Raw genomic sequence first — 14,923 nt, 5'->3', positions numbered from 1 at the left:
TTCTTATTACTCATTCCAATTGAGCCAGCATGACAGTTCAAGAGGAAGGTTGAAAACATGGCAAATACCCACTTAACTTGGCACCAAAGTGCAATTGACAAACAACAAAGGCAAGAGATGAACAGTCATAACAGTTTCGTGATTTGGTTGACAGGCTTGTCTGGGGCGGCAAATCCACACTTGCCAATGAACTCGAAAAACGTTTGTTTTACAGGGGTGTTCACACTTATTTAATTGATGGAGACAACCTCAGAATGGGGATAAGTTCAGACCTTGGCTTTACGGAACGTCATCGTCAAGAGAACATTCGCAGAGCCGGAGAATTGGCTAAGGTTTTGGTCGACGCAGGCATTGTGGCACTGATCTCTCCATACCAGAGAGATCGAACTGCCGCACGAAATCTGGTGGGACAGGATGAGTTCATCGAAATCTACGTGAAATGTCCTTTTGAAGTTTGTGCAAACCGGGATCCAAAAGGACTGTACAAAAAGGTCGAGCAAGGAGTTATCACCAATTTCACTGGCTTTGACTCACCGTATGAAGAACCTTCTCATCCAGAACTAATCATCCCCACAGATCAGCTCTCCATTGCTGACGGAACAGACCAAATCCTCGCTTATATCACAAACCGCCAACTACTGCTAGTGAAACCGACAAACGCGAAATAACAGACACAAGAGCAGTGTGTACATTGGAAGTTTCGTTCAATCACCACCGGTAAACGAACGGAGGACAGACATGATGGGATTTCAGCGCAGCAGCCAAGTATTGGTTCCTCCTCACGGAGGCAGATTAATTCAGCGGGAGCTTACAGGTGAGGAGAAACAAGCTGGCCTTTCCAAAGCAGCGGAACTGCAGAAAATCGTGGTGTCAGACTGGGCAGCATCAGATGTCGAACTCATTAGTACTGGCGCCTATTCACCGCTCACCGGCTTCATGAATCAAAGGGACTACGAAAGTTTTGGATTCCCTTCACTTAGTGACAGGCGAAGTCTGGAGTATTCCTGTCAACTTGCCCATTTCGGAGCAAGTTGCAAAAACGCTTTCCCCGGGTCAAAAGGCGGCCTTGGTTTCACTAGACGGCATCACTTACGGCATCATCCAAGTGACAGATGTCTACTCCTACGATAAACGCCGGGAATCGGCCGCTGTCTACGGGACCACGAACTCCGACCATCCAGGTGTGTCAAGTCTCTATCAACGTCCCAATTGGTATGCAGCCGGTCCGGTCTGGTTGCTAAACCATAAAAGGCCCAGTCAATTTGCTGAGTACTACCTTGCTCCTTCAGAAGTGCGTGAACAATTTAAACGTCGGGGTTGGCGGACTATCGTTGGGTTCCAGACTCGAAACCCAGTGCACAGAGCCCACGAGTATATTCAAAAATCAGCTTTGGAAACTGTGGATGGGTTATTCTTAAACCCTCTTGTAGGAACAACAAAGCCAGATGACATTCCCGCGGATATCCGCATGAAGAGCTACCAGGCGTTGCTTGAGCACTACTACCCAGCCGACCGAGTCCTGCTCGCAGTTTATCCGGCGGCCATGAGATACGCCGGTCCGAGGGAAGCAGTGCTGCATACCATCGTTCGCAAGAATTTTGGATTGATTTTATTATTGGACGCGATCACGCTGGCGTTGGCAATTACTACGGCCCCTACGATGCACAACGGATTTTTGCCCAGTTCTCGCCACATGAATTAGGAATCCAACTGCTGTTTTACGAGAATAGCTTTTATTGCGATAAATGTGACGGGATGGCATCCGAAAAGACTTGTCCGCATGAGTCAGTCTACCGACACACTTTGTCCGGTACCAGAGTCCGTGAAATTTTGCGAAGCGGCGCACTTCCATCACCAAAACTAACGCGGCCTGAGGTCGCACAAATACTCGTCGACGGATTGTCCAGGGATACAGGGGTTTATTAAAGGCAATCGGAGCCAAGCGAGGCCAATCTAAATCAAGGGCTGCCGCATCTCAGCAGTCGTTCAAATGTGCTTCTTGCAATTACTGATTACCCGCTTGTTTCATAAACGCAATCATTTCACCTCCCACCTGATATGGTGAGTCGGAAACAAGTTTAAGCTCCTTAGCAAGCCGGTTTTTGTTAGACGTACTCGGGTCATTAATGACTGCAAGTGCGTCTAGACCACCCTGTCCTTCTGCACCGAGCTTGGTTAACCATGGCTGAATCTCATGAAGTAATTCCTTATTCGTAATTGTAGGCGGCAGTGTACTAGGCAGATTGCGGAGTCTGCGAAACTCGGTTTCCAACCCTTGTTCTGCTGACTGTTTTTGCGCACTTGTTGAAGCATTCCTGTAGGCTGCCACCATGGCTCCAATCGGTGAATATCCAGTAGAATTTAAAGTACTCACAGTGTTAAACTCCGCAAAGGTTTTAAACAAGGTTGGGTTAGTGATCCCTGATAAATGATTGATTGCCCCGTTCCACGCCGTCTTCGGTTGATAACTGCCGGGGTTCTGGAGATAGTCTGAAATTGTCTCCAGCGCTACCTTAGACGCGTATGGCTGCACCATCGGATTGCTGATATATCCCGCTATGTTTTTCGTGAGGTCTGCAGTTCTTCCCTCTAGCGGTCCCAACATCAATTGATGCTGTTTACCCTTGTCATAGGTATAGTCATTAACCGGGTAATTGTCCCAGAGAATCGGCTTTCGCCCATACAAGTTTGTGATAGCCTTTGCCTGTGAACTGTTGATGCTCTTGTTTAAAACCCATTTTCCGGTCCAAATGACCTTAATGCTGTGGTTTAAGGTGGACCGAAGCGTTTGCCAATACGGGCCGTCAGTCATACCATAGTAAAACGTTGGAACAAACCAAAGCCTAAAGTTGGGGTCTCTTGCTTTTTCATACGCTAGGACCTGATTGGCCAACTGCATTTGTGCTTTTGCATAGTCCGTACCGTAAACCTTCTTATCAGCAGGCTTTAAGGTTTTCTCAATATCATCAAACGACAACATAAACGTGTTGACACCAATTGATTGAAGTTGATGAATCTTGGCTTCTAATGCTTTTCTGTCTGAAGCAGAACTGTAGGTAATTGATTTTTGAATATCCTTTGTTGAGTAGCCGGTCATTCCCGGTGAGATGGAGTAAACGAATTGAACACCGTCTTGTTTGGCCTGGGCCACAAGCGCCTTCATTTGCTGAAGTTTCACAGAGGGGTAGGGCTCTCGCCAATCTACACGTTGATATGGATCACCCTTTGGAGCATAGACATAGGTGTTTAGATTCTCTTTTTGCATGAACGAAAACATATTTATGCGCTCTTTGTTACTCCAGGGCTTCCCATAAAATCCTTCAATCACCCCTCGAATCGCGATGTTCGACCCATGCGGTGATGTGGGCTGTGTCCCCGGTGAATGGACGGCGCTCGCATCGAACACGGAAATGTGATTAACGGCATCTGTTCCCGTGTTAATGATGAATTCAAGCTGGAAAGTGTTGTTCACCTGATAAATCTCATTAATTTGACTCGCTGTAGGTTTAGTTGTTTCTTTTGGGTTCCCAAGTACTGCTCGTACGTCGGAGAGTGTTAGGCTTTGCACTTGCTTGCTGTAAGAGCGGACATCAAAGATAGTGCCGTCCTGATTAAACCCAAAAGAAGCCTTTTCTGACTTATACGTTGCGTAGGTTCCTTGACCCGCAACCCCCTGTTTATCAGGACTTCCCCACCTCTGTTTGACCTGTGTGATGCTTGAGTTCCCTGCTGTATAAAGTGAATTGTCTGTCTTCCCAGACTTAGCCTCCGAATCTAAATGGAGCACAAACGTTTTGGACTCTGCTTTCGTGCCTTTGCCAGATGAGTTCTCACTTATTGTATTACTGCCTATCGAAGAAGTCTCGTTATGTGAGCCACCACTATTTGAAGTTGAATGGGAGCTGCCAGAAGTATTAGCACAGGCAGTGACTGCGAATAGCGAAAGGATGATAGTTCCGCTTCCTGCTATAGTTTTCTTCATCCAACGCATAAGGATGTCCCCCAGAATTCAGTCGGTTCGTGGCGAGTTACACATTATTCCCTGCCATTATGTAGACGATACGGCCTCAGTTCATGTGACATGACATCATCTTTTTCCTTCGGGCTTCCAACAGCAGTAACGACGCTTTCAACTCTATCCCCCCTCGATATCCTGTTAGCTTCCCATCCTTTCCAATCACACGATGACACGGTACAAAAATCGGAAGTGGATTTGCACCAATAGCAGCACCGACTGCACGAACCGCCGATGGTTTGCGAAGGTTTTCGGCAATCTGAGAATACGTCCGCGTTTCGCCAAACGGGACAGCACAAAGTGCATCCCATACAGCTTGCTGAAACTGCGTTCCGTGCAGTTCGAGCGGACCGTCAAGGTGGTCCACTTCCCCATCCAAATAGGTTTTCAACTGGACAGCGAGCTGGCCTATTTCTCCATCAACATGAACCAAATCATGATGAGGAAAATGAGATTGAGTCCATTTGACGATTGAGTCATGTGACTGATTGGGCAGGCCAACGAAGCACAATGCTTCCTTGTGACGTACCAATGTAAAAGTCATCCCTCTGTGTTTGACATTGCCCCAGTACAACGTATTTGACATGCTTTTCACTCTCCACAGATTGGTTGTCTACAAACAGCTTAGGTAGATTGGAGTCTAACATATTCCCGCAGTGACCGATTTCGGATTCTTGCCGTCCTATCGTCTTTGAACATCTCCCCACACATGAACGCAAATATGATGACAAGAAAACGCAAGTCTGTTGCGCAGCGAGGAGTCATACTTGGCTGAGAGCAGTGCCGTGAGCAGTGCCGCAAAGGTCCAAGTAAAATCATTTTATAAGAGGTGAACCGCTCGATGGATTGGAGTGACCATCAGACATTCATAGTTTTGCAGACGCCAAAAGACTTTCGGTTTGCAGCAAACTTGCAGTACCTAAATCGCTCAGAGACTGAGTGTATGCATGTCGTCGAGAACGATAGGGTGTATAAGCTGCTTCATCTAGACAACCAAGACCTTGTGATGGAAATTAGCGCCATCTATAATCACTGTCTCCAAGTCCGGTTTGTCCATCAGATACCATCGAAAAGAAGGACTCGTGTTGCAGCCGCGGCATACGTATGGGATTGGTTTGACTTGGACAGAAATCTAAGCGATTTCTACCAGATGGCACAAAATGATGTTGTGTTACATCAAGCGGTTAAAAAGTTTCGGGGGCTGAGTTTGATTGGTGTTCCTGACTTTTTCGAGGCGTTGTGTTGGACCATTATAGGGCAGCAAATTAACTTACCTTTTGCCTACACACTAAAACAACGTCTGGTGGAGTTATGCGGACGTCCTGTAAACTATGAAAACCAAACATATTGGACATTTCCGTCACCGGAACAAGTAGCAAATTTGAGCATCGATGCATTACGAGAATTACAGTTTACAGTTCGAAAAGCGGAGTATCTCATCGGAGTAGCTGCGTCCATTGTCACAGGTGAGTTATCACGGGCACAGTTCTTGAACATGAGCGGGTTCGACCAAGCGTATAAAGCCCTGCAAAACGTTCGCGGGATTGGACCATGGTCTGCCAATTACGTCCTCATGCGACATTTCCGAGACGAGTATGCGTTGCCTGCTCAGGATGTTGGACTGCAAAACGCCGTGAAAATAGCCCTGCAAATGCAACGCAAACCAACCGTAAATGAGGTAGTGGACATCGCAGAACACTGGGGGCACTGGAAATCCTACGCAACATTTTACTTATGGATGACTCTGTTTGCGCAAGTCTAGTGCACTCTCCCTGATTCATAAGCACTTGATACAGTTAATCCTTTCCTATAAACCATATTTACTCATTTGTAACACATACGTTAAACACTAGCTCACGGTTTCCTATGGATAGGACACAGAGCAAACGAAAAAAAGAGACTGAATATGCAATCCAGCCCATTTTTTTATTGACAAAAATAAATGCGACGCTATAATCGCATTACGACCACTCTTCAATATACGACTCTAATAAAAATCCCATCTTACACTGTAAATATATCACACCCGGAAGTGGTTTGTCAAATTTTTTTAGAGGAGAGATAGTCTATGAAGCCTGTGGTCCTCGATTTTCAGGAAATGCACAAAACCCACCTGTCACTGGCTGGCGGCAAAGGATTAAATCTGGGAGAGCTGTCAACAATCGAAGGAATACAAGTTCCCGAAGGATTCTGCGTCACAACCGCAGGCTATCAAGAAGCCATCGAACAAAACCGTGCACTACTAGATTCTTTGGAACAATTAACACTGCTTCAAGTTGAAAATCGCAAACAAATTAGTGAATTAAGCAAAAAGATTAGACAAATTATCATGAAGCTTGACGTTCCTTCTGACGTTGCTGCCGCAGTCTCTCACTACCTGTCCAAGCGCGGTGATAATCACGCATATGCAGTCCGTTCCAGTGCGACTGCTGAGGATTTACCGCATGCCTCTTTCGCCGGTCAACACGATAGCTACCTTAACATTATTGGACTCGACGACATCTTGCTGCATATCCGCAAATGTTGGGCCTCTCTGTATACAGACCGTGCAGTCATCTACCGAATTCAAAACGGTTTTGACCACAGCAAAGTGAGTCTAGCCGTTGTCGTTCAAAAAATGGTGTTGCCATCGGCTTCAGGGATAGTATTCACGGCCGATCCCGTTACCTCCAATCGAAAGTTGCTGTCAATAGACGCCAGCTTTGGACTTGGGGAGGCGCTGGTTTCAGGCAAAGTCTCGCCTGACTGCTATAAGGTGCAAGACGAAAACATCAAAGACAAGAGGATAGCAACCAAAAAATTAGGAATCTACGGGCAAAGGGGAGGCGGCACGGAAACACGGCAGATTGATTTTAACCGACAAAACACTCAAACACTTACAGACCAGGAGATTTTACAACTGGCGCATATTTCCAGAACCATAGAACGTCATTTTGGATGTCCGCAAGATATCGAATGGTGTCTGTTTAAGAACACATTTTATGTTGTTCAAAGTCGTCCAATCACAACACTGTACCCCATTCCAGATGCAAATGATGACGAAAACCACGTCTACATATCCGTTGGTCATCAACAAATGATGACTGCCCCAATAAAACCATTGGGATTGTCATTCTTCCTGTTAACGACGAATGCACCCATGCGTAAGGCCGGTGGAAGGTTGTTTGTGGATGTAACACATCACCTGGCTTCGTCTGTCAGAAGCAAGATTTTGTTAGACACCTTCGAGCAGTCCGATCCACTCATACGAGACGCACTTGAAACTATCACTCAGCGAGAGGGTTTCATAAAATCCCAGCCAAGTGACACGACAACGCCAGAAGCAAGCAGCACCGCAAACAGATTGGCACAAATCCACAGCGATGAGACCGTCGTCCTTGATTTAATTCAGCAAAATCAAGCATCGATAAACCAGTTAAAACAAGACATTCGTACCAAATCGGGACCAGCATTATTGGATTTTATTCGGGAAGACATCAAGGAACTAAAGCGAGTATTATTCGACCCTCAAAGTTCACGTGTGTTTATGGCTGCTATTCATGCTTCGTCATGGGTCAATAAGCACATAAACGAGTGGTTGGGCGAAAAGAATGCAGTCGATACGCTCTCTCGGTCTGTGCCAAATAACATTACTTCCGACATGGGGCTGGCCCTTTTGGATCTCGCAGACGCGATTCGTCCGTACGCGGAGGTCGTAGACTATTTACAACAGGTAAAAGAAGACACCTTCTTGGATAATCTCGTTCAGTTTGTTGGCGGGCGGGAGAGCCGAGACGCTATCTACGCTTTTCTAACCAAATACGGAATGCGATGTGATGGAGAAATCGATATTACGAGAACTCGTTGGAGCGAAAACCCAGTTGCGCTTGTCCCGATAATTCTCAATAACATTAAAAATTTTGAGAGCCATGCAAGCAACCGAATATTTGACCAGGGGCGACAAAAAGCTTTGAAGAAAGAGCAAGAGTTATTAGAACGATTACAACGACTGCCGGGTGGTCAGCAAAAAATGAAGGACACGAAACGAGCCATTCACTTGATTCGTAATTTCATTGGCTATCGGGAGTATCCGAAATACGGCATGGTGAGTCGTTACTTCGTCTATAAGCAAGCTCTGCTAGGGGAAGCTGAACGACTTGTAAAAGCTGGCGTGATTGTCGCGAAAGAAGATATATACTATCTCACGTTTGAAGAACTGGACGAAGTTGTACGGACTCACAAACTTGATTACCACATCATCGACAGGCAAAAAGACGCATACGAAGTCTATGAACGATTAACTCCCCCGCGTGTGATGACTTCTGATGGCGAGATTATCAGAGGCTTATACAAACGAGAAAATGTCCCTCCGAAGGCGATTGCTGGTTTGCCCGTCTCCTCCGGAGTTGTGGAGGGACGAGCTCGCGTCATCTTAAACATGGAAGACGCTCACCTCGAAGAGGGCGATATATTAGTTACCGCCTTCACCGATCCTGGCTGGACACCATTGTTTGTATCCAGCAGAGGCCTCATCACCGAAGTTGGGGGAATCATGACTCACGGTGCAGTCATTGCACGTGAGTATGGTTTGCCGGCGGTTGTTGGAGTGGAAAATGCAACTAAACGGATACAAGACGGGCAAAAAATTCGTCTGAATGGAACCGAAGGGTATATCGATTTACTGTAATGGCGCAAGGCATAATTGTCAGCACCAAATGTAACCACTGCTTACGAAGGTCGTTTTCCACATTCTCATTACAAACAGCGAGAGCAATGCCTTTCGTCACTGATGGAGGGTGAACGGAGAAAAGGCTTCTCAATTGAGAAGCCTCCCCCTGTCTTTTCATGCATTTACGTTCAGTGTACTGCATGTTCATGGTAATCTGGCAGTTTTACTCTTCATGATGCTTTCTTCGCCTTTGCCACCACAGCAGGAGTCCACCTGTCAGGATACTTAGCACTCCTCCTGCTCCCCATGGCCTCGCGCCAAATCCTGTCACAGGTTTCGTCGCACCTGGAACTGTCTTTGTCTGCGGTTGAGGTTGTGATTGTGACTTCAATACTACGAATGAAGGATCTGTTGTAAAGGTAATCACTGCTTTCCCCTGCGTCACCACAGCACTGATTGGGACTATCTTCCCATTCACAATCTTGTACACCTTTGATTGTGGTGTAATCTCTGCGTTCCGCAATGTAAATATCAGCGGTTTAGAAGGGGCATCCTGTGCATCAAAGTTCACCCCATAGGCCGCAATCACCTTTTGACCTTTTGGAACCAGCGCATTGGGTACTGTTCCGCTAGTCACATCCATTTGCAGTGGATTCGCAAAAGTTCCTGTTGCCACGACCAATGTGGCATTTGTGCTACCATTTCCAGCCGTCAAAGTCACGCCGCTGCCACCGACCACCTGCTTGGTTTCTACCTTGGGGAGAAAACCTGCTGGTGCCGCAGGTATCACGTACAAACTCATGTTCTTCGCAGCTGTGTTCCCGTTCTTATCAGTCACTTGCACGGTAAAGTTATAGCTCCCGTTGCTTGACGGTGTTCCGACCAGGTTCCCATCCGATTGCAAGGTCACCCCTGTGGGCAAAGCTCCTTTAGTCACAGAGAACGTATACGGGCTCGCCCCTCCAGTCACCTGGATGCTCTGTTTGTAGTCCGTCCCCTGTAAGACACTGGGTAGGGAAGAGCCTGTGGATACAGAGAGCACGGATAAGGTCTGAACCGTATCTGCAGCAGAAGCTGCGCTCTGTGCACCCGCACCGACTGTTGTCACGGTGACTTTGTAGCTGGCACCCGCCTTCTCACCCGTCACAGCATAGCTGCTCCCGGTCACCGGGCTGGCATTTACTTTGGTCCCATTGACATACACGTTGTAGCCTGCGGCTCCGCTGACGGAATTCCATGATTCTGTCCAGCCAGTTTGCGTGATACTGCTATGGCTCAGCCCCATTGGAGCCAAAACGACGTTGACTGTGACCTTCGCCACATCACTGGTTGCTGTCGCTGTCTTCGCACCGTTGACGCCATTGTTGGTATTTGTGACCACCGCGTAGTAATACATGGTTCCGACACTGGTGCTTGGTGGCATGTAGCTGGCACTCGTTGCTCCAGTAATGGCTGTGCCGCCGCTGTTGCTGTTGGTAGTATTGCTATACCACTGGTACGTCACGGTTCCACCATCACTGACGCTGACTGCTACCTTCAGGGCTGCGGCGGTCGAACCCGCCGTCACACTTTGCGTCGTTTGTGGCTCTGTCGTGAAGGTCGGTGTCGCTGCATTCACCAGCGCATTGACTGTAACTTTTGCAACGCTACTCGTGGCGGTTGCTGTCTTGGCGCCATTCACACTGCTGTTCGTGTTGGTAGCCACTGCATAGTAGTACGTCGTTCCTGCACTGGTGGTCGGTGGTGTGTAGCTCGCACTGGTTGCTCCCGCGATAGCTGTGCCGCCACTGCTACTGTTGGTAGTGTTGCTATACCACTGGTAGGTGACTGCTCCGCCATCACTGACGCTGGCCGCTACCGTCAACGCCGTTGCAGCAGAACCTGCCGTCACACCTTGCGTCGCTTGTGGCTCCGTAGTGAATTTCGGCGTCGCTGCATTCACCAGCGCATTGACTGTGACTTTCGCCACACTGCTTATTGCTGTCGCAGTCTTCGCTCCATTCACACTCCTGTTCGTGTTGGTCGCCACTGCGTAGTAATACGTTGTTCCGACACTGGTGGTCGGTGGCGTGTAGCTAGCACTGGTCGCTCCCGTGATAGCTGTGCCACCCGTGTTGCTGTTCGTGATGTTTTTGTACCACTGATACGTGACTGTCCCACTGTCTGTGACGCTCGCTGCGACCGTCAAGGCCGTTGCGGCAGAACCCGCCGTCACACTCTGCGCCGCTTGGGGCTCTGTCGTGAAGGTTGGCTTAACTGCGTTCACCAGCGCGTTGACTGTGACTTTCGCCACACTGCTTGTGGCTGTCGCAGTCTTCGCTCCATTCACACTCCTGTTCGTGTTGGTCGCCACTGCGTAGTAGTACGTTGTTCCCGCACTAGCCGTCGCAGGTGTGTAGCTCGCACTGGTTGCTGCCGTGACAGCTGTGCCACCCGTGTTGCTGTTCGTGGTGTTTTTGTACCACTGATACGTGACGGTTCCGCCATCCGTCACACTTGCCGCCACCGTCAACGCCGTCGCTGGCGAACCCGCCGTTACACTTTGCGCCGCTTGGGGCTCTGTCGTGAAGGTTGGCTTAACTGCGTTCACCAGCGCGTTGACTGTGACTTTCGCCACAGTGCTGGTGGATGTTGCCGTCTTCGTACCATTGACACTATTGTTGGTGTTGGTCGCCACTGCGTAGTAGTACGTTGTTCCCGCACTAGCCGTCGCAGGTGTGTAGCTCGCACTGGTTGCTGCCGTGATAGCTGTGCCACCCGTGTTGCTGTTCGTGGTGTTTTTGTACCACTGATACGTGACGGTTCCGCCATCCGTCACACTTGCCGCCACCGTCAACGCCGTCGCTGGCGAACCCGCCGTTACACTTTGCGTGGCTTGCGGCTCCGTGCTAAATGACGGTGTTTCCGCATTCACCAATGCGACAGTCGTGACACTGTCCGCGGTCGACATGGCACTCTCGCCACCTGCATTCACTGCAGTCACCGTCACATGATATGTGGTGCCTGCACTCTCGCCAGACACTACGTAACTCGTACCCGCCACTGGGCTACTGGTCACTTTCGTTCCATTGATGTACACATTGTATCCCGTCGCACCACTCACGGAAGACCAAGACTCTGTCCATCCCGTTTGCGTCACGCTACTATGGCTAAGACTCGTCGGCACACCAGGGACGGTCGTCACACTGTCCGCTGTAGAAGCTGCACTCTCGCCACCTGCATTCACTGCCGTCACCGTCACATGATATGTGGTGCCTGCGCTCTCGCCAGACACTACGTAACTGGTACCCGCCACTGGGCTACTGGTCACTTTCGTTCCATTGATGTACACATTGTATCCTGTCGTACCGCTCACGGAAGACCAAGACTCTGTCCATCCCGTTTGCGTCACGCTACTATGGCTAAGACTCGTCGGCACACCAGGGACGGTCGTCACACTGTCCGCTGTAGAAGTTGCACTCTCGCCGCCTGCATTCACTGCAGTCACCGTCACATGATATGTGGCACCTGCACTCTCACCAGTCACCGGGTAACTCGTGCTCGACACTGGGCTACTGGTCACCTTCGTTCCATTGATGTACACATTGTATCCTGTCGCACCAGTCACGGAAGACCAAGACTCTGTCCATCCCGTTTGCGTCAGATTACTATGAGTGAGACTCGTCGGCACACCGGGAACATTTGGCAGTGTCGTAACAGTGTCCGCGGTCGACATGGCACTCTCGCCACCTGCATTCACTGCCGTCACCGTTACATGATATGTGGTGCCTGCGCTCTCGCCAGACACTACGTAACTCGTAGCCGTCACTGGGCTACTGGTCACCTTCGTACCATTGATGTACACGTTGTAGCCCGTAGCACCGGTAACTGATCCCCAAGACTCTGTCCATCCCGTTTGCGTCAGATTACTATGAGTGAGACCTGTCGGCGCACCAGGGGGCGTCGTCACACTGTCCGGGGAAGACGGCGCGCTCTCGCCACCTGCATTCACTGCCGTCACCATCACACTGTAGATTGTCCCCGCTGTCTCTCCAGTTACATTGTAGCTCGTACTTGTTACCGGGCTAGTGGTCACTTTCGTCCCATTGATGTATACGTTGTACCCAGTCGAGCCGCTCACAGAAGACCAATACTCCGTCCATCCGGTCTTCCCCACACTGCTGTGACCGAGACCCGTCGGCGCGCCCGGAGGATTCGGCTTACCGGTCACAATAGACAGGTTGTTTATCGTAGCGGTAGCACCCAAGCTGTCCTTAACCTGGGCGGAAAAATTAGCTGTCCCAGACACAGTGGGTATGCCGCTGATTTCCCCACTTGAATTGAACGACAATCCTTGCGGCAGGCTCCCCGTGAGCGACCAGGTGTAGGGCGCCGTGCCTGTCGCATATTTGGGTTTCAAATATGCGATATACAGGACCCCCACCGTGGCTGAAGGCAAATGCTGTGTACCCATCTGCAGTCCGAAGTACGGATAGTGCCCGTTTGTGGCGGTCCAGACAGACGGCCAACTGGAGAACGTACTGGCCAATTTCATGTTGGTGTCGGTTTCCGCAGTCAGTTGAATGGTGGACGGAGACGCGCCACCTCCTCCAACACCACTGGACTGGTTTGTCGTCGTCGTGTCCCAGAACGAATCGGTGATTGATGATCCGGTGTAGTATTCCTGGCCAACCAGCCCTGCGGCTTCTCCTGAAGCCGAGGCGGTCACACGTCCAGTTGCATACGCGTCCGTAATATGACCAGGGTTGTCACCCACTAATCCACCCACTTCCGCGTTCGTTGTTTGTGCTGTAACCGATCCTGTTGCGTATACATCCGTAAGTTTGCCATAATTTATACCCACTAGTCCGCCTGCGCCCCACAAACCGCTTGCTGTGAAAGCAACCGAAGCACTGGAAGAGGAATCCTCAATAGTAGCATTGTTATAGCCTACGAGCCCTCCGGCTGAGTTACCTGCACTAGACACGGTTCCGGTTGAATAGGAATACGAAATGGTTCCAAAATTCTCCCCTATCAGTGCTCCTACGTTTCCTCCTCCTGATGACTGTACCGATCCGCTGCTGTACGAGTTTGTGACATCACCCCGGTTGACACCTACCAAGGCACCCAAATATGAGCCGCTCGTCGTTACCTTGACGTTGGTCAGGGCCACATTTTCAATCGTCGCACCAGATGTAGTACTCTCAAACAGGCCGCCACTGCTGCTCAAATTGCTAATCCTATAACCGTTTCCGTCAAATGTCCCCGCGAAATTACTAATGGAAGTCCACGTTGTGGCTGACAAGTCAATGTTCGCACCCAAGTCATACGTGGCGGTAGCGTAGGATGTGCCTTGCGGATCAGTCAACTTTGCATTAACGTCGCTCGCCATCGCCGCGAGTTGTGCAGCCGTCGCAATGATGTACGGGTCTGCTGTAGTTCCGCTTCCCCCAGCAAAGACTGTGGTAGCAGCAAGCACTCGTGTGTTTTGCATTGGCACCAGTGTCAACCAAGAGAGTGGTGTCATAACGATGAAGGCAACCAGTGACTTTCTTAAACGTTTGCGTTGAATGCTGGCCTCTAGCGTCAACTTCTTTGTTCTTTTCTCATGTCGTTTCCCCACAAACACTTTTCCCCTTTTCCTTACATGCAGTAATAGCCACTAGAATGCTGCACAATACACTCCAAGCAGCGTTTTCACTCACTTTCTATGTCTGACTGCACCAAAACCCATGCACTCGTCCAGACTCCGTCCCATTCGATATACCTGCTAGACTGAACATTTGCCATCGACGAATATCGCTTACGGAATCGCTTGCCTGTCTCTTACACCTCGCAGAATAGATTTCATTATATAGAAGCACCTCTAAACAAATTCTAAACAATTACAGAAACAGCCCTCGGTGCGGAGTCCTCGGCGTACAAGCATTCTGTACTCCACAGGGAAATTAACTTTTCAGCGCAGTTTAGTTAGGGTATAGAGCAGAAAAAATTCTTGAGCACGAAATACATCGAAAGATTCAGTATTATTTTGTCTTGAACATTCCTTGCAGCATTGTCATTGGCTTCCTGCAAGCTCAAGTGACAACAGTATATATTGATACAGATGGTCAGGTATACATGCTTGGCGGATGGATTTAACTCGTCCTTTGGATTGTTCTCTTTGCCAGCCGAATTGCCACAGATGTGGGCTTCCATCAACCTGGCCGCTCATTCTCCAGTATGGCTTGGATAATTTGGGCCGAGTTGGCGCTCGTGTGGGGAATTCGGGGTATTGTACT

At 49.3% G+C, this 14,923-nt stretch carries 5 protein-coding genes and 2 pseudogenes; 4 read left to right on the top strand and 3 right to left on the bottom strand.

Annotated elements, in window-relative coordinates:
- The first annotated feature begins 57 nt into the window (after nt 1–57).
- A pseudogene (gene cysC, locus GI364_RS06025) lies at nt 58–668 on the top strand (adenylyl-sulfate kinase).
- 70 nt (nt 669–738) lie between these two features.
- Nucleotides 739–1,926: pseudogene (sat, locus tag GI364_RS06020) on the top strand (sulfate adenylyltransferase).
- Nucleotides 1,927–2,005: 79 nt separating this feature from the next.
- On the opposite strand, the gene GI364_RS06015 reads toward sat, so the two are convergent.
- Both GI364_RS06015 and GI364_RS25250 read right to left on the bottom strand, forming a co-directional pair.
- The gene (locus GI364_RS06015) at nt 2,006–3,991 is read right to left on the bottom strand and encodes a beta-N-acetylglucosaminidase domain-containing protein (RefSeq protein ID WP_198852773.1); all 1,986 of its coding nucleotides are present in this window, start codon (nt 3,989–3,991) and stop codon (nt 2,006–2,008) included.
- Between the two features lie 76 nt (nt 3,992–4,067).
- On the bottom strand, nt 4,068–4,601 hold the full coding sequence (locus GI364_RS25250) for a methylated-DNA--[protein]-cysteine S-methyltransferase (RefSeq protein ID WP_304503173.1): 534 nt from the start codon (nt 4,599–4,601) through the stop codon (nt 4,068–4,070).
- A 255-nt stretch (nt 4,602–4,856) separates the two neighbouring features.
- On the opposite strand from GI364_RS25250, the gene GI364_RS06005 reads away from it, so the two are divergent.
- Together GI364_RS06005 and ppsA are read left to right on the top strand one after the other, a co-directional pair.
- Nucleotides 4,857–5,777, top strand: coding sequence for a DNA-3-methyladenine glycosylase family protein (locus GI364_RS06005; RefSeq protein ID WP_198852772.1), 921 nt, complete (start codon nt 4,857–4,859; stop codon nt 5,775–5,777).
- Nucleotides 5,778–6,083: 306 nt separating this feature from the next.
- Complete coding sequence (gene ppsA, locus GI364_RS06000; RefSeq protein ID WP_198852771.1) at nt 6,084–8,681, top strand: phosphoenolpyruvate synthase; 2,598 nt, start codon at nt 6,084–6,086, stop codon at nt 8,679–8,681.
- A 205-nt stretch (nt 8,682–8,886) separates the two neighbouring features.
- Here ppsA and GI364_RS05995 read toward each other — a convergent pair whose 3' ends face one another.
- Nucleotides 8,887–14,265: a beta strand repeat-containing protein gene (locus GI364_RS05995; protein WP_198852770.1), complete on the bottom strand. Its 5,379-nt coding sequence runs from the start codon at nt 14,263–14,265 to the stop codon at nt 8,887–8,889.
- Nucleotides 14,266–14,923: the final 658 nt, after the last annotated feature.

Source organism: Alicyclobacillus sp. SO9 (genome assembly GCF_016406125.1).
GTDB lineage: Bacteria > Bacillota > Bacilli > Alicyclobacillales > Alicyclobacillaceae > SO9.
The sequence above is the reverse complement of the archived record's forward strand: the minus strand, read 5'-3'. Positions and strand labels throughout refer to the sequence as shown.

Coding starts and splice junctions, on each gene's coding strand:
- GI364_RS06015 (WP_198852773.1), bottom strand. CDS start 3,991: ATGCGTTGGATGAAGAAAACTATAGCAGGAAGCGGAACTATCATCCTT.
- ppsA (WP_198852771.1), top strand. CDS start 6,084: ATGAAGCCTGTGGTCCTCGATTTTCAGGAAATGCACAAAACCCACCTG.
- GI364_RS25250 (WP_304503173.1), bottom strand. CDS start 4,601: ATGTCAAATACGTTGTACTGGGGCAATGTCAAACACAGAGGGATGACT.
- GI364_RS06005 (WP_198852772.1), top strand. CDS start 4,857: ATGGATTGGAGTGACCATCAGACATTCATAGTTTTGCAGACGCCAAAA.